Source organism: Vibrio mediterranei, assembly GCF_900088415.1.
Lineage (GTDB): Bacteria > Pseudomonadota > Gammaproteobacteria > Enterobacterales > Vibrionaceae > Vibrio > Vibrio mediterranei.
Genome location: NZ_FLLQ01000004.1, coordinates 335,224 through 361,069, shown reverse-complemented (window position 1 = coordinate 361,069; position 25,846 = coordinate 335,224). Strand labels below are relative to the sequence as shown.

Genomic DNA, 25,846 nt, shown 5'->3' with positions numbered 1-25,846 from the left:
ACAAAATTGGTACGAATATCATGCTTGAATCATGTTTTTTCAAGGCTGAGCTATAGTTTTGCAGTGATTATCCGATATAGTACCAAGATTAGATTTGTATTTTTTATCGCAGACAGCTGAGCCTTCCATGCATCATTTTTTAAAGCCTTTGCTGGTGACACTTGCACTAGCAGGAGCGACGACTTCTTTTTCTATCAGCGCTGATACTATTCGATTAACTGGTCCTAACGGTGAAGCTCTGGCTGCGCCACAGTTTTCACAGCCAATTCGTAATCAAGTTACTCCAGATTCTGAAACGCCTGCTCGCTATTATGGGCCCACTAAAGTCGACGAAACTCTTTGGTCGATTGCAAGTCGATTTAAACCAGCAGATGCTACCGTACAACAAACGATTTACGCCTTTTATCAACTCAACCCTGCTGTATTTGAGCAAAACAATATTCACAAGCTGGTACCTAACAGCGAGCTACGCATCCCGTCTGACGCTCAAATCAATCGTGTCGATTTACAAGAAGCCTTAGCCGTACTTGCTGCCCATCAAAATAAACTCAATTCAGCAGCGACGCAGAGACAGGCCAAGGTGGTCGCTGAATCAAAACCTGCGGTAAAACCGCTTGATGTGAAACCAACGGTTGAAACTTCGGCGACAACCAAATCAGTTCCTTCGCAAGTCACGAAAGAAAAAGTTTCGGACATCAAACCTCAGAAAGGTTTAGAGCAAGTTATCCCAGCGGCGAAAGGCTTAATTGAGTCGGGTGAGATTAAGCCGCCAGCACAAGAGCTAACTCAAAAGCTTCAGGAAGAGTTGACGCGTTCAGAAAGTGAATTGCTTTCCCTAGAAGAGCGTAATCATCAATTGAGGTTGATGTTGTCAGAAGTCCAAAATGAAGTGGAAGTTCTAAAAACTGAAGTCAGTAACGAAGAGCGTATTCGTACAGAGGTTGAGCGACAGCTCAGTGAAGAGAAACGCAAGCAAGCAGAGATGGCAAGGCTTGCGCCGAGCAAGTTGGATACTTGGTTAGCTAAGCCTTGGTTTGTTGCCTTATTAGCATTTGTTCCTGCATTGCTGATCGGCTTGTTGGTAATGATGGTTTTACGATCTCGTAAGCAAAAGACGCAGATTGCTAGTAATCAAGAAGCCAATACCTCAAACCCGTCTTCTGATGTTGCAGCAGCGACTGCTGGTGTTGCTACTGCAGCTGTTGCGGTTGAAACTCTGGATGATGATAGCCCGTTCTCAGATGATCTCCTTGCTGGGATTGAGGAAGATGATGACAGTAGCCAATTAGAGGTAGAGCAACAGCCAGAAGATGATATCTTCGCCGATTTGAATGATAGCGATCTTGATTTCAATTTAGACGATGATGATGAAGACCCGTTTGCCAGTATCGACGAAGATGGTGAACTGGATATCGGTTTTGTTGATCTGGACGCGAGTAATAACGGCATCAGCGTTAAAGATGGTGAAAAGGCATTAGGTCTTGAAGAAATGGAGCGTGCACTCAACGATGTTGCTGTTCCAGATGCAGAAGATGACCTTGATTTAAACTTGTCTGATACAGATTCAGAGCCTGTTTCTCAACAAGAGCTCGACGATCTATTCGCTGATTTTAACGGCACATCTAGTACTGAAATGGCTGACCTTGATTCGGAGGAACCTGAAAACTCACTAAATCAAGCGGACATGGACGAGTTACTTGCGGGTGATAGCTTTGATCTAGAAAGTGATGGTGACTTCAATCTGGATGATCTAGATATTGAGACGGATAACAAAACCGCATCAGAGATGACGCCAGAGCAAGCAGATGAACCTGTTGACAATGCCGATATTGATGACCTTTTTGCCCAGTTCTCACAAATAGACGCAACGCCTGAAGCGCCACAGTCTAATACCTCTGAACTGGCACAAGACGAAGAAATCACGCTTCTAGACGATATGCTGGACGAGGATTTTGAGCTGTCTGATTTGGATGATTCTGATCTAATGCTCGATGAAATAGTCGATGCTGATGAGAAAGAAGCCACTGACAAGGAGTTTGAATCTTCCGAGAATTTAGACCTAGATGACGTCACTTTACTGGCAGATGAAGACTTAGAGCTTGATGAAAATAATACCGATTTACTTGATGAATTACTGTTTGAAAGTACGTTAGGCGATTCAACCTCCGATGAGAAACAAGCTGTTGATCTTGACCCGTTTGCCTCTGACGACCTAATCGGCGCAGATATTGATTTAGATAGTGAGATCGAAGACAGCAAACTTGAACTTTCTGACCTTGAGCCATCAAACCTTGAGCCTTCAACAGTAGAAGCCGAATCTCCACTAGCACAACAGCCTGAGGATGACGACGTAATGGCTGTGGCAGAAAGTACTGATGTAGAAGAAAGTGCTGATGCGGATAGGTTGGTCGAAGAGAGTAAGGCTGCCGCAGCGCAAAATGTAACTCAAGAGCAGCGCTTAGAGGATGACCTCGATCTGGCATTAGATGCTGAGTTGCGACCAGCTATTGCTGAGGCTGAGCAAGTAAATATCGAAGAGCTAGATTCGATGGGTCTGTCTTCATCTTCGCAAGATCCTGCCGGCGAAGCACAATCTCAAGTGGAAGAGCCATCAACATTAGATGACTTAGATAATAATGTTCCTGACGTTGATTCTATTTCAGATGAACAAGGCATTGCTGAACCGTCGTTACCGTCAAGTTTTGAAAGCGAAGTTTCGCAAGAGAACGAGCGACATCACGAGGCGCATCAGCAACAAACGTCAGCCAGTGACAATGCGAGTACTGCATTTGAAGATGAGTTCGACTTCTCTCCTGAAATTGAAGGGGTAGGAGAGTCGGACACAGTGCCGCGTGATGATTCGCAAGAACAGAAAGAACTTGAAGCTTTGATGGCGAATGAGTTTGGAATTCCTCAAGATGATGATTGGTTGATAGATGATGAAAATACTCTATCAACTGCGCTAGAAGCCGAAGTGGCGGAATCATCTCAAGAGCAAGAGTCTGACGATGACTTTTTAGCCAAAGCTTTGCAAAGTGAATATAACGAAGAAAATGCTTTCGCCGATGCAGAGGGTGACGCTGAGGATACCTTGCAGCCGGATTCGGAACTGGCTGCCGATTTTGCTATGGCCGATGATGAACTGCCTGAGTATAGCGAAGAAGATGCGCTTGCTGATGTGTTGGCAGGACAACCAATAGAGCAAGAGGCGTCTGAGCCTAGCGATGTTAGCGAAGCGGAGATTGAAGCTGTACTTCATGACATTGAATTGCCAGAAGAGGTAGAAGTTGCCCACAACACAGAGAGTGACATTGAAACTGCCCCTCAATCAGATGCTACTCAAACGGTGCCGGAACGAGAACCGATTGAAGAGTTTGATTTTCCTGATTACACCGAAGAGGACGCGTATGCGGATAGCGCGCAAGCAGAGCCTGAGCTTGTTCATGAGCCTTCGGCTCAGGATGAGTTCACCGATGGCGCTATTTCGCTAGAGGATCTACCGGAATACGATGAGTCACAAGCTGCGGAGGATATGGCGTCGTCCGCTTCTGAACGAGAGCCGAGTTTTGCAGTTGAGCAAGACATGGTCGGTGAAACATTAGATCACTCAGAAATTGATGCTCTAGCAGATGCTTTTTCTATGGTAGACATGTCAGCTATAGAGCAAGAAGGTCAGCTTGGGGAGTTGCTGCAAGAGGGCGAGCAAGCGTTCTCAAATATTAGCCCTGTTGACCAAACAACGGCGGATAGTGCTGGCATGGATTTGGGTGTGATGCTGCAAGATTCTCCAGACCAAGAAGGTGGTGAAGACTGGAATGGTTTCTCATTGACTGACGAGCAGCGAGCATCTATCGATCACCAAATCCCAGATGAAGAACAGGAAATTTGGAACAATACTCATGCTGGTTCTTTAGCTGATGCCAGTGAAGAGGATTGGGCTTCCCAAGACCCTGTTGCCGACTTTGAGGACAGCACAGATCAATTTATGACGATTGATGAGCTGATGGCACAGGTCGACGATAATGCTTCCAGTGATGAGGAAGAAGAGTTGAAGTTGGATGTGGGATTGGATGAGTTCCCTGATGTCATTGGTCCAATTACCAAAGTCGATGTTGATTCGGATTCCGAAGCCGCAGGTAACCTCGACCTTGCCAAGATCTACATCGAAATGAACGATTTCGAGGGTGCGGTGAAATTACTTGAGAAAGCGCTACTAGAAGGTAGTGGCAATATTCAATCAGAAGCAAAGGCCTTGCTGGCTAAGCTTTCCGAATACCAGTAAGTAAAAGTGATGTAAAACGGCGGTTGAATGACCGCCGTTTTTGCTTTTACGCTTTGATGACAAAGGATTCACCACCTGCGGGTTTATACCTTTATGAGTTGGGTATATACTTTGCCCCCTTTGAAAATTGACAGATAGACAGAGAAAACGATGAAAGTTGCATTAGGTATCGAATATAACGGTGCAAACTACTACGGTTGGCAAAGACAAAGAGACGTCTCCAGTGTGCAAGAAGAACTGGAGAAAGCGCTATCGATCGTTGCAAATCAACCGGTAGAAGTACAGTGTGCTGGTCGAACAGATGCTGGTGTGCATGGCACTGGGCAAGTGGTTCATTTTGAGTCTTCTGTCATTCGTAAGCCAGCTGCCTGGACCATGGGCGTGAATGCGAATCTTCCTAAGGATATCGCTGTGCGTTGGGCAAAAGAAGTCCCTGAAGAGTTTCATGCTCGTTTTTCGGCGACCGCTCGACGCTATCGTTATGTGATCTTTAACCACGCATTGCGACCTGGCATTTTGTCTTCTGGTATTAGTCATTATCATGGCGAACTTGATGCAGAAAAAATGCACCAAGCAGGTCAATATTTGCTGGGCGAAAACGACTTTACCTCATTTAGAGCGGTTCACTGTCAGTCTCGAAGCCCATGGCGTAACATCATGCACCTCAATGTTTCTCGTCATGGACCGTATGTTGTGATTGATATCAAAGCGAATGCCTTTGTTCATCATATGGTGCGTAATATCACTGGCAGCCTGATTGTGGTGGGTAAAGGTGAGCAGCCACCAGAGTGGATTGAATGGCTATTGCAGCAGAAAGATCGCAAGCTAGCTGGCGCAACGGCAAAAGCTGAAGGCCTGTATTTGGTCGATGTGGATTATCCAAGTGAGTACCAGCTCCCAGAAGCACCAATTGGTCCACTATTTTTGCCGAATGATTTGAACTCTGGTTGGTAATTGTACTCGAAAATCAGTAGAGACTTTCGGCGTTACAAATATTTATGGCAATGTCACAAGGATAGGTACAACCAGTTTTTTATCTACAGTTAGCCTGTAATATGGTTTAATCCAACGGCATTAATTAGAATTTCAATCTCTCGCCATTAGGCGGGGGTCACAAGAGAAAAGGTCTTCCATGAGTTGGCTTGAAAAAATTTTAGAAAAAAGCAACATCGTTAGCTCGCGCAAAGCGTCTATCCCAGAAGGTATCTGGACTAAATGTACTTCCTGTGAGCAAGTACTTTATCATGCTGAATTAGAGCGTAATCTAGAGGTGTGTCCTAAGTGTGACCACCATATGCGAATGAAAGCGCGTCGTCGTCTAGAAACATTCCTAGATGAAGGTAATCGCGTTGAACTTGGTACTGAGCTTGAACCACAAGACAAGCTGAAGTTTAAAGATTCAAAGCGCTATAAAGAGCGTATCTCTGCTGCTCAAAAAAATAGTGGTGAGAAAGATGCACTCGTTGTCATGCAAGGTGAACTACTGGGTAACCCAGTCATCGCATGTGCATTTGAGTTCTCCTTCATGGGGGGCTCTATGGGCTCTGTGGTTGGTGCTCGTTTTGTGCGTGCAGTAGAAGCGGCTATAGAAAACAACTGTGGTTTAGTGTGTTTCTCTGCCAGTGGCGGTGCACGTATGCAAGAGGCACTAATGTCTCTAATGCAAATGGCGAAAACCAGTGCTGCACTTGAGCGCCTATCTCAAAAAGGTCTACCGTTCGTTTCTGTTATGACCGACCCAACTATGGGTGGTGTATCGGCGAGTTTAGCAATGCTGGGTGATATCAATATCGGTGAACCAAAAGCATTGATCGGTTTTGCTGGTCGTCGTGTTATCGAGCAAACGGTTCGTGAAGACTTACCAGAAGGTTTCCAACGTAGTGAGTTCTTACTTGAGCACGGTGCGATTGATATGATTGTTGACCGCCGTGAAATGCGTCAACGCGTAGGTAGCCTACTTGCTAAAATGACAAATAAAGCGTCTCCTTTAGTGGTCTCTGTTGAAGATTCTCCAGAAGAACCTACATATGAAGTACCAGAAGCGGACGAAAAAGGGTAAAGTACTCACTAAGTTATCAAACGTTAAGATATTGACGGCTAAATGAGTTCACAATCCATTCCACAAGCCACATCTTCTTTACAGGTGTGGCTTGATTACTTAAATAGTATTCATACTAGTGCTATCGACCTAGGTTTAGATCGAGTTTCGGTAGTCGCCCAAAAAGGTCAATTGACCAAACCTGCCCCAACAGTCATTACCGTCGCTGGCACTAACGGTAAAGGCTCTACCTGCGCGCTTATGGAAGCAATCTTGCTAGATGCAGGTTATTCAGTCGGTGTTTATAGTTCCCCACACCTTATTCGTTACAACGAGCGTGTTCGCGTTAATGGTAGCGATCTTCCTGATGACTCACACACTCGTGCGTTTGACTATATCGAAAAGCTACGTGGCGAAGTCAGCCTTAGCTTTTTCGAGTACGCCACGCTTGCCGCATTGCGACAGTTTCAGGAAAACAAAGTGGAAGTGGTTTTACTGGAAGTAGGCCTAGGTGGGCGTCTTGACGCAACTAACGTGGTTGATCACGATGTTTCAGTCATTACTAGCCTCGCAGTAGATCATGTTGATTGGCTGGGTGACGATATCAATGTCATTGGGTTCGAGAAAGCAGGAATCTTTAGATCTGGGAAGCCAGCAATATGTGGCCAACCAAAACCACCTGCAACTGTGCCTGCGCATGCTGATGATATTAAGGCGAATTTCTACCAAACGGGTATTCAATTTGACTACAAACTGACGTCTGAACACACATGGGCATGGCAACATGGCACATTCATGCTTGAGGACTTGCCCGTACCAGTCTTGCCACTAATGAACGCCAACACTGCGTTGATGGCTTTAGGGGCGGCAGAATTGGACATTTCCGACGTTAATATCGTGAATGGACTTAAGCAAGCGCGTCTTCCGGGTCGTATGCAGATGCTTACCGGATCGCCAGTAACCATTCTCGATGTAGCTCATAACCCTCATTCAGCAGAGTATCTGGTTGCACAGCTTTCTAAGCATTACCCAAATCGCGGATTTAAAGTCGTGATTGGCATGTTGCATGATAAGGATATCGAAGAGACCATTCGAGTGTTAAACCCATTAACTGAAGATTGGTATCCAGCGTCATTATCAGGGCCAAGAGCGGCGAGTGCAGACGAACTGTGCCAGCATTTAATGTCTGGCAATGCTCTAAAGCGATATGACAACCCAGTAAGTGCATATCAAGCCGCGAAAAGTGAAGCAAAGTCAGACGATATGATTTTGGTCGTAGGATCCTTCCATACCGTTGGCGAAGTTCTTGAGCATTGTGAGAAGTTAGACGCTCAAGAGCAATAAAGTAATTAAGGAGTATCAATGGCGAGTAAATTTCAAAGCCGCTTGGTGGGTACCATAGTATTGGTCGCAGTTGGTGTCATCATTTTGCCTGACCTACTTGATGGTAAAAAGCTTCATTACAAAGAAGAGTTTGCCAGTATTCCGCTTAAGCCTGAAATCAGCGCTCAAGTAGAAAGCTTTGAGGTACTAGAGCCAGAAGAAGACACATCGGTGTTACCTGACTCGCCTGTTCAAGCAACAGTAGGGGAAGAGCTGGCAGCAACACCTGAACAGCAGGCCGAACAAGATAAGCGTGATGTTGTGGATGTTGCAGTGAAAGAAGTGCCTGAGCGTAATGAGTATGCTGATAGTGCATGGATTATTCAGCTTATGGCTCTTAAGAATGCAGATAATGCTCGCGGTCTTGTTGCCGACCTACAAAAACGTGGCTATCAAGCACATGTAAAACAAGAAGCCACCTTTACGCGTGTCATCATAGGTCCAGATGTTTCAAAAAGTAAACTTGAGAAGCAATTGCTAGAATTGGAGAAAATTACCGGTTCAAAAGGTCAATTGCTCAAATTTAAACCACTAAATCCATAAGAAAACGTTTGCGTCGCGGATTTTTCTGTTAAAATGCGCGCCAACTTGAGATGAAGAATTCATGAATTGGTTAGATTTTGTCATTTTAGGTGTGATTGGGCTTTCAGCTTTAATCAGTTTAGTTCGCGGATTTGCCAAAGAGGCAATGTCTTTAGTGATATGGTTCGGCGCATTTTTTATTGCCAGCCAGTACTACGCAAAACTTGCGGTGTACTTTACCAATATCGAAGATGAGATGTTCCGAAATGGCGCCGCAATTGCTGCCCTATTTGTTGCCACACTGATTGTTGGGGCGTTAATTAATTATGTTTTAGGGCAGTTAGTGCAAAAAACGGGTCTATCGGGTACTGACAGAGTATTAGGTATCGTATTTGGCGCGCTTAGAGGTGTGTTAATTGTTTCTGCGGTATTGTTCTTTGTTGATACCTTCACGACACTAAATAGCAGTGAATGGTGGGAGTCTTCCCAACTTGTTCCGCAATTTAAACTTGTGATACAGCCGTTTTTTGAACACATCGAAGCAACTTCTAGTTTCCTGTCTGGCGCCTAATGGCGCCAGCTAATGTCGCAAATCGAGGATTAGGACATGTGTGGTATTGTTGGAATCGTTGGCTCAACGCCTGTGAATCAGTCTATCTATGACGCTTTGACCGTTTTACAGCACCGTGGCCAAGATGCCGCTGGTATTGTTACCATAGAAAGCAATCGTTTTCGTCTGCGTAAGGCGAATGGTCTAGTAAAAGACGTATTTGAAGCGAAGCATATGCAACGCCTCCAAGGTTGTGTTGGTATTGGACATGTTCGTTACCCTACAGCAGGTAGCTCAAGCGCTTCAGAAGCTCAACCTTTCTACGTAAACTCACCGTTCGGAATCACACTGGCTCACAATGGTAACTTGACTAATGCTCACGAAGTTCGTGAGAAGCTGTTTGAAAAAGACCGCCGTCATGTGAACACTACGTCCGATTCTGAAGTATTGCTGAATGTTCTAGCTCATGAAATTGATACCGTAAAAGGCAATGTGACATCTGATGATGTCTTCAGAGCTGTTACTAATGTTCATCGCACTATCAAAGGGGCTTACGCAGTAGCTGCTATGATCATCGGGCACGGTATGATTGCATTTCGTGACCCAAACGGTATCCGACCGCTATGTTTAGGCAAACGTGATGTTGAAGGCAAAACCGAGTACATGGTGGCTTCTGAGTCAGTAGCTCTTGATGCAGTAGGCTTTGACTTTGTTCGCGATGTTGCTCCTGGTGAAGCGATTTATGTAACGTTTGACGGTGAGCTCTTCACTCGTCAATGTGCTGACAATCCAAGCCTAAACCCATGTATTTTTGAGTTTGTCTACTTTGCTCGTCCTGATTCATTCATTGACAAGATTTCTGTTTACAGCGCACGTGTTGAAATGGGTAAGAAGTTGGGTGAGCGCATTCAGCAAGAATACTCGGATCTAGACATTGATGTGGTTATCCCAATCCCTGAAACATCATGTGATATCGCTTTGCAAATCGCTCAGGCTATCGATAAGCCATACCGCCAAGGTTTTGTTAAAAACCGTTATGTAGGTCGTACCTTCATTATGCCTGGGCAGCAGCAGCGTAAGAAGTCGGTTCGCCGTAAACTTAATGCCATTCGCTCAGAATTTAAAGGTAAGAACGTTCTGTTGGTGGATGACTCTATTGTTCGCGGTACAACGTCAGAGCAAATCATTGAGATGGCACGTGACTCGGGTGCTAACAAAGTATTCATGGTTTCTGCTGCACCGGAAGTCCGCTTCCCTAACGTTTATGGTATTGATATGCCTAGTGCCAATGAGCTGATTGCTCACGGCCGTGACAACGATGCTATCTGTAAGCAAATTGGTGCGGACGCACTGATTTATCAAACCATTCCTGACCTAATTGAAGCTGTTGGTCTTGGAAACCCAGATGTGAAATTGTTTGAGGCGTCTGTATTCAACGGTGAATATGTAACTGGCGATATTGACCAAACGTATCTTGACTTCCTTGACTCGCTACGTAGCGATGATGCAAAGACGCAACGTGATATCCAAGCGGATCTAGCAAATCTAGAACTGCATAACGAATAAGCGAACGATGAAAAGAAAAAACCAGAGCAAGCTCTGGTTTTTTTGTGTCTAAATTTTGAAGCCGTTGCTACTGAACGATCAATGAAGTGAGTAATCGATAACAAAGTCGATGAACAGACGGACTTTTTCAGGAAGATGATCTTTATGGTTATAAAGCATATAAATATCGCGAGGGTTGGCACTCCACTCTGGTAGCACTCGAACTAGTTCGCCGTTGTTTATGTACTCTTTTAGCATGACATCGGGCATCAAGGTAATACCCAAACCCGCAGAACATGCTCTGCGAACCACATTTAAGCTATTGGCTTCGAAACGGCCTTTCGTGTTGTTAATAATGGACTCGCCACTGGTATTTTTCAGTTGCCATTTAATTAACGGTGCGCCTTTTAATAGGCGGTGTGTTGATAATTCTTCAGCATGCTTAGGCTCGCCGTTTAATGACAGATAGTCAGGATGCGCAACAAGGATATCTTTGACTGTACTGATCTTACGAGCGATTAAACTTGAATCGCGTTGAGGACCGACGCGGAAAATAACGTCCCATTCCGTTGGGTCTAGTTGATCGGCATGATTGCTCATCGTCAGCTCAAGGCTGATGTCAGGGTATTTAGACATAAAGTCGTTGAACATCGGCATCATCATGCGCTTAGTCAAATTAGAAGGTGACGATATTTTTAGTTTACCAGACGCACCTTTGCATTCATCTGCGATATCTTCGGTAGTGCTAGTAAGACGCTGGAGAAGAGGAGAGCACTCATTATAGAAGCGTTCACCCGCTTCAGTTAAAGACAGTTTTCGCGCGTGACGATTCAGTAAACGAAGATTCAAAGAATCCTCTAGAGCCTGTATACGTCGAGTAATTGTTGCAACAGGGATCATTGTCTTACGAGAAGTTGCTGTATAACTCCCATTTTCCACAACAAGTCGGAACAGATTTAAATCGTCAAGTTTCATATATTCAACTATTTGTATTAATTGGCTTTTAGTATAGCTTACACCTTGTCAAGCTGGCGTGGTTAATTTCAAGCGTTTTTGCTAAATAACACAAGTGCTCTCAAGCAAACTAACTTGATATCAAAGGGTTGTTTGATTTTTTCAACTTTAGCTATTGTATTAAAAAAACTCTCCCAAGGGTACATTTGTATAAAAACGAATTTCTGCCTACAGTTAAAATACTCAGGAGCAGTTTGTTCTGCTGCCTGCATATACATATAAATGCATTATTGTAACGTGTCCTACGGTACGAGGTTTAATGTAAACCAAAAAATAATAACAACAAGCTCAATAAATTTTGTGAGGCGTAATTTTATGTCTAATACCGACAGTCAGGCTGCTGTGGCTATACCTCATCAGCAACACAGTGCGCGGATTATGGTTGTTGATGATGATCCCGTATTTCGAACCGTTACCCGAAACTTTCTTGAGGCAACGGGCCACCAAGTAACAGAAGCTGGGGATGGATTAGAGGCTTTAAAACTACTGAGTATCACTGAGCCGGACTTAGTGCTTTGTGATTTAGCTATGCCACTTCTTACTGGCATGGAGTTCACCGAAGAGGTGCGCGTAGAGTACCCGTCACTACCGGTTATTGTAATTTCGGCGACGGGTGACATGGCGGACGTTGCTAAAGCGTTACGTATGGGAGTGAAAGACTTCTTAACCAAACCTATTGGTGATTATAAACATCTTACGGAATCTATTAATGTCGTCTTAGAAGAGAGTTCAAGCAGTTGTGAACAATCTGACTTTGTCAGTCGATGGTTTCGTATTGAAGAGTCAGAAGAAGACGGTTCGCAAGAAGAACAAGAATTGCATTGGCACCTACAATATCTCCAGCAAAATCCTAACGCAGCGAGAGAGTTACTTACGGCACTGTTACCTGAAAAAGATTCTGCGTTAGGGGCGTGGAGAAGTAGTTACCGGCTTTTGCAATCGGCTAACACATTACCTCTCGTGTTCGATTACACGTGGCTTATGAGCGGTCAAATGGCATTTTATCTGGTCGATGCTTCATCAAGTGACCATGGTGGCGTGGCTAGTACGTTGTTGGTACGGACACTGTTTGATGATTATGTACGCCGTTTGCATCACAACAGTGTCGACCTTAAAGATCTTGCGAGAAATATAGAAAAAGGCATGCAATGCTCGTGCGCTGCATATCCTGTCGAAGCTGTGTTTGGAGTGATTGACTTATCGGAGGGGACCATATCTGTCTTGCCGGCTGGATTGGATTGTCGATGGGAGAATTCTCAAGCTCATTTCAACATCTCTGGGTCAAATCGTTTGGGTGAGAACTGTTTAAGTAATTTTATGACTAAAGACCTTGCTGTTTTAGAAGGGGGGAAGTTGTCCTTAAGTCGAGTCGGTTCAAGTAGCTTCAGTTGGGAGGTAAAACTTGCTCTGCCGAGCTAAAACAGCGTAGCGGAAGCGCTCTTCAAAAATAACCACACAGTTAGTCTGTTTTTGATTGAATGTAATTGAGATATAGTCAAAGTGTTAACAAAAATGGGAGGCGAAAGCTTCCCATTTTGATGTCTAAAACAACTATACCCAAGAGCAAAGTCATGTCTGATACAGAATTCAAAGAACCATACAACATTTTTTACTTTTTAGGCTTCATTGCCGCATTGCTAATTCCAACGCTTCCCGCTACTCTGACGTGGATTAGAGTTATGAACGGATATGCGGGTTTTTGACCAATACAATAAGTCCAGTTAAACGTTTCTTTTGGAATACGTTAGGCGTTATTTCAGTAATATTGGGTGTGGTAGGCATCGTACTTCCGCTTCTACCCACCACACCTTTCCTACTCCTTGCTAGTGCAAGTTTTTTTCGTGGTAGCCCTCAATTTCATGATTGGTTACTTTCTCATCGTAAACTTGGTCTCATCATCTCTGACTGGGAAAACGATCGCTGCATTAAACGTTCGGTCAGAACCAAAGGCGCAATCTTCATTGTTTTGAGTTTTGCTATCTCCATATTGGTTGTCCAACCAGCATGGTTAAAAGTTGTGCTATTTATTCTGTTTATCGGCGTTTTTACCTTCTTTTTGCGAATTCCTGTGAAACAGCCCGTTGCCGACCACGATGAAAATCACTAACATGTGAAGGTTGTGTGCCCACGCTTAATGTGGGCGTTTTAATTTATACCTACAGAATGAACGTACTCGTGACTATTCGCGACAGCGTACTCTGATCGTCAGGCATATAAAGACCTTTCCAGAGACCAATACTATGACAATCGATAAAATCTCCCAGATCAAAGCAAGCATCAAAAGCATTCCAGATTACCCAAAGCCAGGCATTCTATTTCGTGATGTAACGAGTCTTATGGAAGACGCAGCAGCTTACAAAGCAACGATAGAGATGCTTGTAGACAAATACAAAGATCAGGGCTTCACTAAAATTGTTGGTACTGAAGCTCGTGGCTTTTTGTTTGGTGCACCTCTAGCACTTGAGCTAGGTCTGGGATTTGTTCCAGTTCGTAAGCCAGGTAAGCTGCCACGTGAAACTGTCGCACAATCATATGAACTTGAATATGGCACTGATACTCTAGAAATCCACACAGACGCGATTGTGGAAGGTGATAAAGTACTGATGGTTGATGACCTGTTAGCAACTGGTGGTACGATTGAAGCTACAACGAAACTTATTCGCCAACTAGGTGGTGAAGTATCTCACGCTGCATTTGTAATCAATCTGCCAGAAATTGGTGGAGATAAGCGCTTAGAAGCACTAGGTATTGAAGTATATAGCTTGTGTGAATTTGAAGGTCACTAATTAGGACACCTTGATGAGTTATCTCGCGTTAGCTAGGAAATGGCGACCAAGAAAATTTTCAGAGGTAGTTGGACAAACCCATGTCCTAACTGCACTTGAGAATGCACTAGACCAGAACAGATTGCATCATGCTTATTTGTTCAGTGGAACACGTGGTGTGGGTAAGACGTCCATCGGTCGCTTGTTCGCAAAAGGTTTAAACTGTGAAACAGGCATCACCTCGACACCTTGTGGTACATGTTCGACTTGTATCGAGATTGATGAAGGCCGAAGCGTTGACTTACTTGAGATTGATGCGGCGTCTCGTACAAAGGTTGAAGATACTCGCGAGCTTCTAGATAACGTTCAATATAAGCCAGCGAGAAACCGCTTTAAGGTTTACCTGATCGATGAAGTACATATGCTTTCGCGTCATAGCTTCAATGCGTTGCTTAAAACGCTTGAAGAGCCACCAGAGTATGTGAAGTTCTTACTGGCGACGACGGATCCTCAAAAGCTGCCGATGACCATTCTGTCGCGCTGCTTGCAGTTCCACCTCAAGCCGATCACTGTCGAGAATATCCATCAACAGCTAGATCATATTCTTGAGAAGGAACAAGTTCAGTCTGAAAGCCGAGCGCTTGCTCTGCTTGCTCATGCTGCTGACGGCAGTATGCGTGATGCATTGAGCTTGACCGATCAAGCGATCGCGCTTGGAAATGGCAATGTATCGACACCAGTCGTCAGTCAGATGTTGGGTACGCTAGATACGGCTCAAGCGATTCAAATACTGGAATCATTGACTACGGGTGATGCACATCAAGTTATGACTAAGCTTGAGCACTTGGCGGAAAATGGTGTGGATTGGGATACATTGCTTTCTGAGCTCGCATTGCAGCTACATAGAATCGCGATGGCCCAGGCATTACCATCTAGTATCGATGCCGCAATTGCCGATAGCGAAAAAATTCAGCACCTTGCGCGTGTACTACAAGCAACTGATGTACAGCTGTACTATCAAATTGCTCTGAAAGGCCGACAAGATCTGCCCTTCGCCCCATCGCAACGTGTCGCCGTTGAGATGACGCTACTGCGTATGTTGGCATTTAGACCAAGCACTCAGCTCAGCGCCAATGAAATCACTGTTGCGAATCAAAGTGCAGTGGCTAAGCCTGCCTTGTCATCTTCACAAAGCATGGCAACACAACAGGTGTCGAGTGACACGAACGCTCAAACTTATGCCACACCGACGCCACAGTTTGATAGTACGCGTGAAGCGTATATTGATACTTCAACTATGCCGATGGGTAACCAGCCAGTACAGGCCGAACATCGACCAAGCGCGCAAAGTGAATGGCAAGCACCTCCATCAAGTCAAGAGCAGAATTCGCAAACATCTCCTGCGCAAATCCAGCCCACTAATGATGCTGTTCGCGGTGAGGTGCAGCGTTCAGCACCTGCCAGCGAGCCAGCAAGACCTGCGGGTGGATTGCGTCATCAATTACGTTCGAAACGACAATCGGCTTCTCAAGGTCAAGCGAATTCAGGAAACTCTCCTGTAAAAAAGCCTAAAGCGTCATCTGAATCTGCCTCTGTATTAGAGCGCGTTGCTCAGAGAACCCAAGGTCGCACGCCAAGTGCGTCAAATGGTTTAGATGCCGCTAAATCAAATACCGAGCAGGTTAAAGATAACGAGCCTTATCGATGGCGGCCAACAGGTAATGTTGTTGCTCAAGAAGTGAAGCCAGTCGTCAAACCGTCTACGCTTAAAAAGGCTCTTGAACATATCAAAACGCCAGAAATGGCGCAGCGACTCACGCAAGAAGCTGCTCAGCAAGACACTTGGGCTGAACTGATTGAACGTCTTGATATTGGCAAACTGGTGCAACAATTAGCGCTTAATTCAGTCTTCAAAAAAGATGGTTCATCCATTCAACTGGGACTGCGTGCTACGCATGCGCATCTAAATTCTGACAAAAATCAGTCAGAACTACTTGCAGGGCTTAATGTCTTATTGGGAGAAGAGTGTCATTTGTCGGTAGAGCTCTCTGAGGAGGGGACGACACCACTCGAACTTCGTGAGCAGTTATATCAAGGCAAGCTTTCTGATGCGGCCAAGAGCTTGCAAGCGGATCCTAACATTCAGTTTATTGTTACAAGGTTTGCGGCAGAGCTAGACGAAGAGAGTATTCGACCTTTATAAAGTTACTTTCCCGGTTGTTTGCTCGAGGTAAACAGCTAGGAAGCGGGGTTGCAATCTATGAATGCGTCCCCATGTTATTAGTTGAAACATGAATAAACCGAGAGAACCCTATGTTTGGTAAAGGTGGTATGGGCAACCTGATGAAGCAAGCCCAGCAAATGCAAGAGCAGATGCAAAAGCTTCAAGAAGAAATCGCTAACATGGAAGTAACAGGTGAGTCTGGTGCTGGCCTTGTTAAAGTAACCATCACAGGTAGCCACAGCACTCGTCGTGTTGAAATCGATGAAAGCCTTATGGAAGACGACAAAGAGATGCTAGAAGACTTGATTGCAGCGGCGTTCAATGACGCTGCTCGTCGTGTAGAGGAAACTCAAAAAGAGAAAATGGCTTCAGTAACTGGTGGAATGCAGCTACCACCAGGCATGAAAATGCCTTTCTAATTGAAGGATTAGAGAACAATTAATGCGTACTAGCCATATGCTGGAGCATTTGATGGAGGCCTTGCGATGTCTACCTGGGGTTGGCCCCAAGTCAGCACAACGCATGGCCTTTCATTTGTTACAGCGCGATAGAAAAGGCGGCCTTCAGCTGGCGGATGCACTTTCAAGTGCGATGACCGAAATTGGTCACTGTCAGGAATGCCGTACCTTTACCGAAGAAGAAGTTTGTCATATCTGTAGCAATCCTAAGCGTAAAGAGAATGGCCAACTTTGTGTGGTAGAGAGTCCTGCTGATATTGCTGCTGTAGAAGCTACAGGGCAATTCTCGGGTCGCTATTTTGTGCTAATGGGACACTTGTCGCCATTAGATGGCATCGGTCCTAGCGATATTGGATTGGATGTTCTCGATTATAGACTGCGCCAAGGCGACATCGGTGAAGTCATTTTAGCGACTAACCCAACAGTGGAAGGTGAAGCAACCGCGCACTACATTGCTGAACTGTGTCATGAGCACAAGGTATCAGCAAGTCGTATCGCTCATGGCGTTCCGGTGGGCGGAGAGTTAGAACTAGTCGATGGAACGACGTTGTCTCACTCTCTGTTGGGCAGACAAAAAATCTAAAGTAGATTGCTAAATAAGATTGATAGTGAAAAGGCGCATTTAGCGCCTTTTTTGTGTTCAAAAATCAGTTTTAGTCGCTATCACTGTTTAGCAATGAGCGATACACCCAAGCCCCAATGATTGCGCCAACAATAGGTGCCAACCAGAACAACCACAATTGTGCGACAGCCCAATCGCCAACGTAAAGCGCGACCCCTGTGCTGCGTGCTGGATTTACTGACGTGTTGGTTACTGGAATACTGATTAGGTGAATCAAAGTCAAACACAAGCCAATTGCAATAGGGGCGAAGCCCTGAGGTGCTCTTTTGTCAGTGGCTCCCATGATGACCAGTAAAAACATTGCTGTCATGACGACTTCGCAGACCAAGGCCGCGGTTAACGAGTACTTCCCGGGGGAGTGTTCTCCATAACCATTAGAGGCAAAGCCAGACGCGACTGCGTCAAATCCGGCTTGTCCGGAGGCTATAATATAGAGCACGCCACCGGCAAGTAAGCCACCGATGACTTGAGCAACAATATAGGGAAGTAGCTCTTTGGCGTCGAAGCGACCACCGGCCCAAAGGCCGATACTAACGGCTGGATTTAAATGGCAGCCAGAAATGTGGCCAATAGCAAATGCCATTGTGAGCACAGTCAAACCAAAGGCAAACGCCACACCTAATAAGCCAATACCTACATCTGGAAATGCTGCCGCTAATACTGCGGAACCGCAACCTCCGAGTACTAGCCAAAATGTACCAAATACCTCAGCCAAATATCTGTTCATAAAAAACACCATTCTTAATGTTGTGCGTCTTAACAACATAGCTTACTGGTTTGATACTGCCAGTTTGGGGGCAGATATTAGGTAATTCGTTCAAGCTCTAGGATGTTTGCCAATGCTTTAGCATTAGTATCACCACACACGTCTGGACAGGCTTTAAAAGCATGACACACTTTTGGCCGTTCTGGCTGACCAAACAACTTACAAAGATTGCGCTCATCAAGTTGTATGCAGCGAACGCCGCTGGGTTTGCCGTTTGGCATTCCTGGAATAGGGGAAGAAATACTTGGGGCGATACAACATGCCCCACAACCTAATCGACAATCCATCTTTTGCAGCCTTAAAATTGAAGGGCGCTGAGTTTACCAAAAATAAAGGTGTTGTACATAATTGAATCACAGCTACAGCATCTAGAGCGAACAGAGTACTTGCAGTTTGTATCGACTAGCGGTATAAAACGCCTCCATAGATTTAGAAGGTAATGCCACATGACCAGTCCATTTTGGAAAACAACACCATTAGAGCAAATGAGTGAACAGCAATGGGAATCATTGTGTGATGGTTGTGGTAAGTGTTGCCTACACAAACTTATGGATGAGGACTCGGATGAGGTCTATTACACTAATGTGGCTTGTAGTTGGCTGAACAGCAAAACTTGTTCGTGTAAGGATTATCCAAATCGATTCCAATCGGGTGAAGAATGTTTAAAGCTAACCCGTGAAAAAATCCACGAGTTTAATTGGCTCCCGGAAACGTGTTCATACCGTGTTTTATCAGAAGGAAAACCCCTTCCAGAATGGCACCCATTGATCACAGGCTCTAAGTCCGCTATGCACGCGGCAGGGGAAAGTGTTCGCAATAAAGTCGTGTATGAAATTGACGTGGTGGACTGGGAAGACCACATCATCAATCACCCGAATCGTTAACAAAAAAGCAGGCTTAGAGCCTGCTTTTTTGTTGTTATTAGCTTGCGGAACAAACCTCAGTAAACCTCATTCTCGCATCTTGTGCAGCTTGTGAGGACTGCTCTTTCGCGTTCTGAGCATCTGTGAGTAATTGAAGCTTCGCCTCTAAATCATCCAACAATTCCTGTGGGATCGCTTTACTGGTGTCATCGGCATGCTCTAATGCATAAGCGCGAATCTTTTTCTTAACTTTGAACAGAGCATGCAGCGCAGTTCGCTCTTCATCTGCGGCAATTTGCGCAGCGTCACGACACTTTTCAAAATTAGCTAGTGCAACCCCTTCATTTGACCAAGGATCAAACTCTGGCAGTTCTTCAATGTTAATGGTTGGCTCTACATAATCTTCTTGGTGACGAATATCCAACGTGGTGGCTTTTACCGCTGAGATCATCAACATAACTGCAATACCGAGTAGAGGCAGGCCGCCGACGATTGCTGCAGTTTGTAGTGTGCTCAAACCACCTAAGAACATGAGAACAGCAGGCATAAAGCTCAAAGTGAAAGCCCAAAATAAGCGGTTCCAGCGCATTGGCTCCTGCGTTACGTCTTTTTGAACCACAGACGCCAAGATGTAGGAGATCGAGTCGAATGTTGTTGCTGTAAAGATGATACACAGCAGTGTAAACAAAAGAATGATAAACCAAGCAAATGGTAGCTCTGACAACATAGAGAAGATGGCTTTTGTTGCACCAAACTCGTTTAAAATTGCGACAATATCAAGCTGTCCAGATAATTGTAGCGATAGACCGTAGTTTCCTAAGATGATGAAAAATAGGAAGCAACCACATGAACCAAAGAACAATGAACCTGCGACCATCTGTTTAATTGTGCGACCGCGGGAAATGCGTGCAACAAACAAGCCCATACTTGGCGCGAACACTAACCACCATGCCCAGTAGAAAATAGTCCAATCTTGTGGGAAGTGAGTGTTGTCAAATGTGCCGTAGCCACCAAATGGTTCCGCCCATGTCGCCATCACAAAGAAGTTAGACATCATTCGACCGATGGAATCTAGACCCGTCTCCAGAATAAAAATAGTTGGGCCTAAAACCAACACTAGAGCAAGAAGCAGCATTGCACCCCAGAAGTTGATGTTACTGAGGATCTTAATGCCTTTTTCCATCCCCGCAAACGAAGAGTAGGCGAAAATTGCGGTACAGATAGCTAATACGCCAATTTGTGAATAGGTGTTTTGCGGTAGCCCGAATAAGACACTCAAGCCCTCGCTGATAAGCGGGGCTGCAAGTCCTAATGTCGTCGCCGCACCACCTAATAGGCCAAAGATGAAAAGCACATCAATCAGTTTACCGAGTGCACCATTGGTGTGTTTCTCGCCGATGACAGGAATCAATGCGCTGGATACTTTCAGTGCAGGTTGCTTACGTACATAGAAAAAATAAGCGATCGGTAACGCAGGGATCAGATAGATGGCCCATGCAATAGGTCCCCAGTGGAAAATACCATATGTTGCCGCCCAGCGAACCGCTTCTTCACTTCCCGCTTCTAGTTGAAATGGTGGCGCTTGATAATAATAAGCCCACTCAATGCAGCCCCAGTAGAGAATACTGGCACCGATACCGCCGCAAAACAGCATTGCAGCCCAAGAAGATGTTGCAAATTCTGGTGCCTCGTCAGGTTCGCCTAGTTTAATTTGGCCGATATCGCTAAAAATGATGAATATCATAAAAAAGAGGGCAGCGAGGCCAAGGGCTAGATACAGGAAGCCAAACTTATCGGTCATAATTAGCTTAGCTTGCCCGATGATTTTTGCACCTTGTTCAGGGAACATTATCAGGGGAATGATAACGCTCAGGAGCAATGTGATTGCGCCAAAGAAAGTTGGCTTATCAATCAGCTTGAAGTGTCGATTCATAAATATTGATCATGCAGTTAAAGATGATCGATTATCAAGTGAATGTGGTTTCCACCTCAAACAGGATTATTTGTCGTTAGGATAAATGATGTTAAGCCAAAGCCAATATCAAAGCACCAATGGTCACAGCTGCGGAGACATACTGACCGGCAGAGTAGGAACTATCTTCTTGTTTCTCTAAGTCATCTGGATGGTCCATACCTAACGCACCGTGAGCAAAGGAGGTGACCGACTTACCTACGCTATCGTTATCGCCTTTTGAGATATTCTCTTTAGTAGCGCCTTCGCTCACTTCCTTTTCAAGCATTGCTTTAGCTTGAGGTGAGATGGATACACTATCTCCGTTGCCTGTAGGCAAAGTGTTGCCGTTAGCAGTGGCACCTTCTGCTACTGTCTTAGCGGCCGTCGCAACAGGTGCGTTTGTCTGGCTCAATAGGTTTGAATTGACGCTTTGCATAACTATCTCCATTAGCGCTATCAATCAATACATCGTCAAATGTGGCAAAAACTTTATAAAAGCTTCTATAAATGAGAGATTGATCGATGCTATTGACATGGACTAAGCAATTTGTGCGCCAATCATAACTTGTGTTGATGAGTTATTTACAAACCAGTGAGTCGTTACGTATTTTTAAGCTCTTATACGCCTTCATTCGGTTCTCGTTTTTAACGTAACGTTCTGGTGGTGGTAGTACTTCCAATTGGTAGTCATCGCTCGCACTAGCAATGTCATTCACTGGCGTAATCACGACGATACTCAAGTCAGGGTTCAATTGCTGGATCTGCGCAGCGGTTCCTAATGCTTGCTCGGTATGAAATTTACCTGCGATGTGCATGACCTGAGAGTTAGGATGTGCTGCCATATAGTTAACAATACTTTCTGCCATAGTCGCATCCCAGGCGAGTTGAGCAGCATATTGTTTCTTCGTTTGTTCAATGTCACCGTGATGCATAGAGGACATGAATTTTTCTTTGTATGGTGAACTTGACGTGTCTATCGTTGCTGCGACTAAAGAACGTTCTTGTTCATCCAGTTTATCTAAGTAGCCAACCCCTTGACGCCCAATACAGCGGACGATTGATTTTGGTGCGTTGCTGGCAATGATGTCGATATCTGAATCCTTGGCTAATTCAACGAGTGGGCGGTAGTCGCTTTCGTAATTTGGCCAAGCTCCTCCTTGTTTAATTAAGATCTGCTCACCAATTTGTGAAGCGAGATAGTCATCAACCACAGGCTGTTTGTCACGGGTAAACTGTTCCATAGAAAGCGCGGTGTCCGGATTGTTGTTGATGAGTTCTTTCAGAAGATCGGTTTGAAATCGGTGAATGCCCGCATGGGTATGCCATTCCCCGACTAGGATAACATTGGCATCCAATATCGCCTCCGGTAAAGCGCTCAGGCTGATTGATTCACCAGTAGGGCTGGCCAATTGGTAATCGTAAAATGAAGTGATACTTTCCGGTTTTGTAGCTGGGTATTCAGGTGAGTTTTTTGTCGTGGTGCAACCCGATAGAAGGGCGAGTGATATGAGAATGGGTAATGCTTTCATAGTCTGTTCTCTCTATAAAAATAGCCTTCATCGGAAGGCTATCTTGGAACCGTAATGGTAATAGAGATTGAACGTGGACTCAATCTAATTGAAAATAAATCTCATTACATTTTACGGTAGGCTCGAATCAAGAAGTCGGCGTTACATTGAAACTCTTGTTGTGACTTGAGGTTCGACCTTACTTCGTCTGTCGCTTTCCAAGCAAATGGTGTCATTTGCAACAAGTCATACGCTTGTTGTCCACTAAGGTTCATTTCATAGTCTAGTTTAGATTCAGACAAAAGTTCGAAGCCTTCAATTTGCTCGGCCGTTTCATCATGTAAACGAACATCTTGATAGATCAACGCCCTAAGTTCATATAGATGGTGACTACCTGGCGTTACGGTCAGCATGATACCTTGATCTTCAATACATCGAAGTAACTCATCGTGTTTACAAGGTGCGTAAATTCGAACCACCGCAGCTAGACTGTTTTCAGAGAAGGGCAGCTTATGACTTGAGGCAACACAAAAGTTGACGTTTGGATAGCGTTTTGCGCCGTATCGAACCGCCACTTTGGAAATATCCAGTCCATGAAAATCTAACTTTTTGTTCCTTTCTGCTAGGTAGTGCTGAAAAAAGCTAGTGTAATAACCTTCTCCACAGCCGATATCGAGAACCGTGCCTTGGTTTAAGAGATTGGCTAGAGTCTCCGCAACTTGTTGACGCATAGGTGCGTATAGGTCGTGCTCTAGAAAAGTACGTCGTGCCTGCATCATTTCTTTATTGTCGCCAGGATCTTTTGAGCGCTTGTGTTGCACAGGCATGAGATTGACATAACCTTCTTTTGCCAAGTCGAACTGGTGGTTGTTTTCACAGCGAAAACTACGCTCATTGAGGGACAACGATTGATGACAGAGCGGGCATTGATAGGACATAGGTTAGACTCGACGAAAATTTTCGTAAGTCTAACCATATCATGGGTTGGAAGCAATTAGCTCGGGCGATTTACTTTACCGAAAGAGTAGTTGCGAGCTGGTAAGTGTCACCAGGATTAAGTTCTTGCCCCGCTTCTAGTGTCTTAGCGTGTAATGTCGACTCTATACAGAACATAGTTAAGTAGCCATCATCGTTCATGTCGCCCATTGACTTCGCGCCTGCTTCCCAAGGATTCCAAAGGACTGCAGAATTGTCACCGTCATTAACGATGGAGAGTTGTCGATTGAATGCATTATCGTGAAGCACAATTTCTTTGCTTGGCTCGGTGTAAACACGATCGATAGTGTCGGTTAGAGACAGGATTTCGCCGCCTTGACACACTTTACCTTCTTGTAGGCCGTCAATATAAGTTGGACCCATCCCGGTTACTTCCATGTTATGAATGTCACCGATGTTTAGGTAAGTATGCAGTGCACCTGAGAACTTCCATGCAGCTGAGTCGGTGTTGGTAACATTGAGAGTAGCAGTGAGTGTTTCAGATACTTCTACGTTTAAAACGAGTTGGAAGCTGTGTGGCCAAATTTCGCGAGTTTGGTCATTGTCAGATAACCCCAAGCTTACAATAACACCAGCGTCGCTTTCACGGTGCTCGATTAGCGTCCAAGCGCTGTTGCGCGCAAAGCCATGAGCAGGGGCGGCAACGCGACCAAACCAGGGCCAGCAAATAGGGATACCACCTCGTAGTGCAGCTTTGTTATCGTAGACTGCGTCTTTGCTCATCCAAATCAACTCTTCTTGATTGGAGGGCTTAAACGAGATGATATGACCACCATGAAGGGAAATCGCAGCAGTTGCCTTAGGGTGGTTGATGCGAACGATCGTATTGTCGCCTAGCTTAGCAGTCGTTACGCAGTCAGAAAGTACAGTTAAAGCTGGTAGCGTAGACAAGTCCATAGATTGTAACTCCTAGGTGAGAGTTTCTGGTTCCTAGGGGAGGGTAATGTTTGACATTCCCAGGTGATATTGAACCCAGAAACAGATACAAAAAAGGCGACCCAATGAGTCGCCTTAATACAAATATTCAGCTAAAAGCTTACATTACTTAGAGATGTGAGCGATTAGGTCTAGAACTTTGTTTGAGTAACCGATTTCGTTGTCGTACCAAGATACAACTTTAACGAAGTTGTCAGTTAGAGCGATACCAGCTTTAGCATCGAATACTGAAGTTTGAACTTCACCGATGAAGTCTTGAGAAACAACTTGGTCTTCAGTGTAACCTAGAACACCTTTAAGAGCGCCTTCAGATGCTGCTTTCATAGCTGCACAGATAGCTTCGTAAGATGCACCGTTCTTAAGGTTAACAGTTAGGTCAACTACAGAAACGTTAGCAGTTGGTACGCGGAAAGCCATACCAGTTAGTTTGCCGTTTAGTTCTGGAAGAACAACGCCTACAGCTTTAGCAGCACCAGTTGAAGATGGGATGATGTTCTGAGAAGCACCACGACCACCGCGCCAGTCTTTAGCAGAAGGACCGTCTACAGTTTTTTGAGTAGCTGTAGTAGCGTGAACTGTAGTCATAAGACCAGATTCGATACCGAACTCGTCGTTAAGAACTTTAGCGATAGGCGCTAGACAGTTAGTAGTACAAGAAGCGTTAGAAACGATATCTTGACCAGCGTAAGTGTCTTGGTTAACGCCCATTACGAACATTGGAGTAGCGTCTTTAGAAGGACCAGTTAGAACAACTTTCTTCGCGCCAGCAGTGATGTGCTTACGTGCAGTCTCGTCAGTTAGGAAAAGACCAGTTGCTTCTGCTACTACGTCAACATCGATAGCATCCCATTTTAGATCTTCTGGGTTGCGCTCTGCAGTTACACGTACAGTTTTGCCGTTAACGATTAGGTTACCGCCTTCAACTTCAACAGTACCGTTGAAACGGCCGTGAGTTGAATCGTACTTAAGCATGTATGCCATGTACTCAACGTCGATTAGATCGTTGATACCTACTACTTCGATGTCGTTGCGCTCTTGCGCTGCACGAAATACGAAACGACCGATACGGCCAAAACCGTTAATACCTACTTTGATAGTCATTATAGTTGCTCCACAACTTAATTTCTGTTTAAAGATAACTGGTAGTAAAATTACAGAATCCAGTCACTAACTTCAATAGATAATCGGAATTAATTTGTTTAAAGTCAAAAAAAAGTGTCGCTTTTCTTAACATTCGGTATTAAATGACGTTTTTTTGAACTTTGACAGAGACTCTGTAATAGTTTTAGTTATGTATTTAACCTTGTAAGCAAGGTAAGTTAACATAACTGATACAGCTTGGTTGGAAATTGACAACAATGTGCTACAACCAAGTTTGCTATACGTATGATATATAGTGTGTATAAAATGTAGACAATAA

At 44.7% G+C, this 25,846-nt stretch carries 23 protein-coding genes; 14 read left to right on the top strand and 9 right to left on the bottom strand.

All coding sequences use genetic code 11. The features are described 5' to 3' along the window. Window positions 1-127 precede the first annotated feature (127 nt). The 7 genes from VME0621_RS14120 (at window position 128) to purF (ending at window position 10,341) form a co-directional block, all read left to right on the top strand. Window positions 128-4,282 (top strand): FimV/HubP family polar landmark protein, encoded by a 4,155-nt coding sequence (locus VME0621_RS14120; RefSeq protein ID WP_062460403.1) that lies wholly within the window; start codon window positions 128-130, stop codon window positions 4,280-4,282. 150 nt (window positions 4,283-4,432) lie between these two features. Then, window positions 4,433-5,236, top strand: coding sequence for a tRNA pseudouridine(38-40) synthase TruA (gene truA / locus VME0621_RS14115; RefSeq protein ID WP_038229944.1), 804 nt, complete (start codon window positions 4,433-4,435; stop codon window positions 5,234-5,236). A gap of 178 nt (window positions 5,237-5,414) precedes the next feature. Continuing rightward, entirely contained in the window at window positions 5,415-6,341 is a 927-nt protein-coding gene (gene accD, locus VME0621_RS14110; protein ID WP_006071327.1) for an acetyl-CoA carboxylase, carboxyltransferase subunit beta, read from the top strand. Window positions 6,342-6,383: 42 nt separating this feature from the next. Beyond that, window positions 6,384-7,664 (top strand): bifunctional tetrahydrofolate synthase/dihydrofolate synthase, encoded by a 1,281-nt coding sequence (gene folC / locus VME0621_RS14105; RefSeq protein WP_062460401.1) that lies wholly within the window; start codon window positions 6,384-6,386, stop codon window positions 7,662-7,664. Between the two features lie 18 nt (window positions 7,665-7,682). Beyond that, entirely contained in the window at window positions 7,683-8,246 is a 564-nt protein-coding gene (locus VME0621_RS14100; protein WP_038229946.1) for an SPOR domain-containing protein, read from the top strand. Between the two features lie 61 nt (window positions 8,247-8,307). Next, window positions 8,308-8,796 carry a CvpA family protein gene (locus VME0621_RS14095; protein ID WP_006071324.1) on the top strand — a complete coding sequence of 163 codons (489 nt, stop codon included), beginning with the start codon at window positions 8,308-8,310 and terminating at the stop codon, window positions 8,794-8,796. 36 nt (window positions 8,797-8,832) lie between these two features. Beyond that, complete coding sequence (purF, locus tag VME0621_RS14090; protein ID WP_006071323.1) at window positions 8,833-10,341, top strand: amidophosphoribosyltransferase; 1,509 nt, start codon at window positions 8,833-8,835, stop codon at window positions 10,339-10,341. 78 nt (window positions 10,342-10,419) lie between these two features. Here purF and VME0621_RS14085 read toward each other — a convergent pair whose 3' ends face one another. Next, window positions 10,420-11,295, bottom strand: a complete 876-nt coding sequence (locus VME0621_RS14085; protein WP_006071322.1) for a LysR family transcriptional regulator — start codon at window positions 11,293-11,295, stop codon at window positions 10,420-10,422. 354 nt (window positions 11,296-11,649) lie between these two features. On the opposite strand from VME0621_RS14085, the gene VME0621_RS14075 reads away from it, so the two are divergent. The 6 genes from VME0621_RS14075 to recR all read left to right on the top strand — a co-directional run bounded on the left by VME0621_RS14075 (window position 11,650) and on the right by recR (window position 17,364). After that, window positions 11,650-12,753 (top strand): response regulator, encoded by a 1,104-nt coding sequence (locus VME0621_RS14075; RefSeq protein WP_062460396.1) that lies wholly within the window; start codon window positions 11,650-11,652, stop codon window positions 12,751-12,753. Between the two features lie 280 nt (window positions 12,754-13,033). Continuing rightward, complete coding sequence (locus tag VME0621_RS14070) at window positions 13,034-13,441, top strand: YbaN family protein (RefSeq protein WP_256200720.1); 408 nt, start codon at window positions 13,034-13,036, stop codon at window positions 13,439-13,441. Between the two features lie 133 nt (window positions 13,442-13,574). Continuing rightward, entirely contained in the window at window positions 13,575-14,120 is a 546-nt protein-coding gene (apt, locus tag VME0621_RS14065; protein ID WP_006071318.1) for an adenine phosphoribosyltransferase, read from the top strand. Window positions 14,121-14,133: 13 nt separating this feature from the next. Then, the gene (dnaX, locus tag VME0621_RS14060) at window positions 14,134-16,302 is read left to right on the top strand and encodes a DNA polymerase III subunit gamma/tau (RefSeq protein ID WP_062460394.1); all 2,169 of its coding nucleotides are present in this window, start codon (window positions 14,134-14,136) and stop codon (window positions 16,300-16,302) included. Between the two features lie 110 nt (window positions 16,303-16,412). Next, window positions 16,413-16,742, top strand: coding sequence for a YbaB/EbfC family nucleoid-associated protein (locus VME0621_RS14055; protein WP_006071316.1), 330 nt, complete (start codon window positions 16,413-16,415; stop codon window positions 16,740-16,742). A 22-nt stretch (window positions 16,743-16,764) separates the two neighbouring features. After that, entirely contained in the window at window positions 16,765-17,364 is a 600-nt protein-coding gene (gene recR / locus VME0621_RS14050; protein WP_038229955.1) for a recombination mediator RecR, read from the top strand. A 70-nt stretch (window positions 17,365-17,434) separates the two neighbouring features. Here recR and aqpZ read toward each other — a convergent pair whose 3' ends face one another. Then, window positions 17,435-18,142 carry an aquaporin Z gene (aqpZ, locus tag VME0621_RS14045; protein ID WP_338126414.1) on the bottom strand — a complete coding sequence of 236 codons (708 nt, stop codon included), beginning with the start codon at window positions 18,140-18,142 and terminating at the stop codon, window positions 17,435-17,437. A 65-nt stretch (window positions 18,143-18,207) separates the two neighbouring features. Further along, complete coding sequence (locus VME0621_RS14040; RefSeq protein WP_031493115.1) at window positions 18,208-18,456, bottom strand: YkgJ family cysteine cluster protein; 249 nt, start codon at window positions 18,454-18,456, stop codon at window positions 18,208-18,210. Window positions 18,457-18,615: 159 nt separating this feature from the next. Between VME0621_RS14040 and VME0621_RS14035 the strand changes: the two genes are divergently transcribed. Continuing rightward, window positions 18,616-19,053: a YcgN family cysteine cluster protein gene (locus VME0621_RS14035; protein WP_038229959.1), complete on the top strand. Its 438-nt coding sequence runs from the start codon at window positions 18,616-18,618 to the stop codon at window positions 19,051-19,053. Between the two features lie 37 nt (window positions 19,054-19,090). On the opposite strand, the gene VME0621_RS14030 is transcribed toward VME0621_RS14035, so the two are convergent. The 6 genes from VME0621_RS14030 to gap all read right to left on the bottom strand — a co-directional run bounded on the left by VME0621_RS14030 (window position 19,091) and on the right by gap (window position 25,527). Then, complete coding sequence (locus VME0621_RS14030) at window positions 19,091-20,965, bottom strand: BCCT family transporter (RefSeq protein WP_038229960.1); 1,875 nt, start codon at window positions 20,963-20,965, stop codon at window positions 19,091-19,093. Between the two features lie 91 nt (window positions 20,966-21,056). After that, on the bottom strand, window positions 21,057-21,422 hold the full coding sequence (locus tag VME0621_RS14025) for a hypothetical protein (RefSeq protein ID WP_062460389.1): 366 nt from the start codon (window positions 21,420-21,422) through the stop codon (window positions 21,057-21,059). A gap of 142 nt (window positions 21,423-21,564) precedes the next feature. Beyond that, window positions 21,565-22,515: a ChaN family lipoprotein gene (locus VME0621_RS14020; RefSeq protein WP_062460388.1), complete on the bottom strand. Its 951-nt coding sequence runs from the start codon at window positions 22,513-22,515 to the stop codon at window positions 21,565-21,567. Between the two features lie 104 nt (window positions 22,516-22,619). After that, window positions 22,620-23,432, bottom strand: a complete 813-nt coding sequence (gene rlmA / locus VME0621_RS14015; RefSeq protein ID WP_062460386.1) for a 23S rRNA (guanine(745)-N(1))-methyltransferase — start codon at window positions 23,430-23,432, stop codon at window positions 22,620-22,622. Between the two features lie 70 nt (window positions 23,433-23,502). Continuing rightward, entirely contained in the window at window positions 23,503-24,387 is an 885-nt protein-coding gene (locus tag VME0621_RS14010) for a D-hexose-6-phosphate mutarotase (protein WP_038229968.1), read from the bottom strand. A 144-nt stretch (window positions 24,388-24,531) separates the two neighbouring features. Next, window positions 24,532-25,527 (bottom strand): type I glyceraldehyde-3-phosphate dehydrogenase, encoded by a 996-nt coding sequence (gene gap / locus VME0621_RS14005; RefSeq protein WP_004748683.1) that lies wholly within the window; start codon window positions 25,525-25,527, stop codon window positions 24,532-24,534. Window positions 25,528-25,846: the final 319 nt, after the last annotated feature.

What these genes read in the sequence shown, in the direction of transcription:
- VME0621_RS14120 (WP_062460403.1), top strand. Translation starts at nt 128, where the DNA reads ATGCATCATTTTTTAAAGCCTTTGCTGGTGACACTTGCACTAGCAGGA.
- truA (WP_038229944.1), top strand. Translation starts at nt 4,433, where the DNA reads ATGAAAGTTGCATTAGGTATCGAATATAACGGTGCAAACTACTACGGT.
- accD (WP_006071327.1), top strand. Translation starts at nt 5,415, where the DNA reads ATGAGTTGGCTTGAAAAAATTTTAGAAAAAAGCAACATCGTTAGCTCG.
- folC (WP_062460401.1), top strand. Translation starts at nt 6,384, where the DNA reads ATGAGTTCACAATCCATTCCACAAGCCACATCTTCTTTACAGGTGTGG.
- VME0621_RS14100 (WP_038229946.1), top strand. Translation starts at nt 7,683, where the DNA reads ATGGCGAGTAAATTTCAAAGCCGCTTGGTGGGTACCATAGTATTGGTC.
- VME0621_RS14095 (WP_006071324.1), top strand. Translation starts at nt 8,308, where the DNA reads ATGAATTGGTTAGATTTTGTCATTTTAGGTGTGATTGGGCTTTCAGCT.
- purF (WP_006071323.1), top strand. Translation starts at nt 8,833, where the DNA reads ATGTGTGGTATTGTTGGAATCGTTGGCTCAACGCCTGTGAATCAGTCT.
- VME0621_RS14085 (WP_006071322.1), bottom strand. Translation starts at nt 11,295, where the DNA reads ATGAAACTTGACGATTTAAATCTGTTCCGACTTGTTGTGGAAAATGGG.
- VME0621_RS14075 (WP_062460396.1), top strand. Translation starts at nt 11,650, where the DNA reads ATGTCTAATACCGACAGTCAGGCTGCTGTGGCTATACCTCATCAGCAA.
- apt (WP_006071318.1), top strand. Translation starts at nt 13,575, where the DNA reads ATGACAATCGATAAAATCTCCCAGATCAAAGCAAGCATCAAAAGCATT.
- dnaX (WP_062460394.1), top strand. Translation starts at nt 14,134, where the DNA reads ATGAGTTATCTCGCGTTAGCTAGGAAATGGCGACCAAGAAAATTTTCA.
- VME0621_RS14055 (WP_006071316.1), top strand. Translation starts at nt 16,413, where the DNA reads ATGTTTGGTAAAGGTGGTATGGGCAACCTGATGAAGCAAGCCCAGCAA.
- recR (WP_038229955.1), top strand. Translation starts at nt 16,765, where the DNA reads ATGCGTACTAGCCATATGCTGGAGCATTTGATGGAGGCCTTGCGATGT.
- aqpZ (WP_338126414.1), bottom strand. Translation starts at nt 18,142, where the DNA reads ATGGTGTTTTTTATGAACAGATATTTGGCTGAGGTATTTGGTACATTT.
- VME0621_RS14040 (WP_031493115.1), bottom strand. Translation starts at nt 18,456, where the DNA reads ATGGATTGTCGATTAGGTTGTGGGGCATGTTGTATCGCCCCAAGTATT.
- VME0621_RS14035 (WP_038229959.1), top strand. Translation starts at nt 18,616, where the DNA reads ATGACCAGTCCATTTTGGAAAACAACACCATTAGAGCAAATGAGTGAA.
- VME0621_RS14030 (WP_038229960.1), bottom strand. Translation starts at nt 20,965, where the DNA reads ATGAATCGACACTTCAAGCTGATTGATAAGCCAACTTTCTTTGGCGCA.
- VME0621_RS14025 (WP_062460389.1), bottom strand. Translation starts at nt 21,422, where the DNA reads ATGCAAAGCGTCAATTCAAACCTATTGAGCCAGACAAACGCACCTGTT.
- VME0621_RS14020 (WP_062460388.1), bottom strand. Translation starts at nt 22,515, where the DNA reads ATGAAAGCATTACCCATTCTCATATCACTCGCCCTTCTATCGGGTTGC.
- rlmA (WP_062460386.1), bottom strand. Translation starts at nt 23,432, where the DNA reads ATGTCCTATCAATGCCCGCTCTGTCATCAATCGTTGTCCCTCAATGAG.
- VME0621_RS14010 (WP_038229968.1), bottom strand. Translation starts at nt 24,387, where the DNA reads ATGGACTTGTCTACGCTACCAGCTTTAACTGTACTTTCTGACTGCGTA.
- gap (WP_004748683.1), bottom strand. Translation starts at nt 25,527, where the DNA reads ATGACTATCAAAGTAGGTATTAACGGTTTTGGCCGTATCGGTCGTTTC.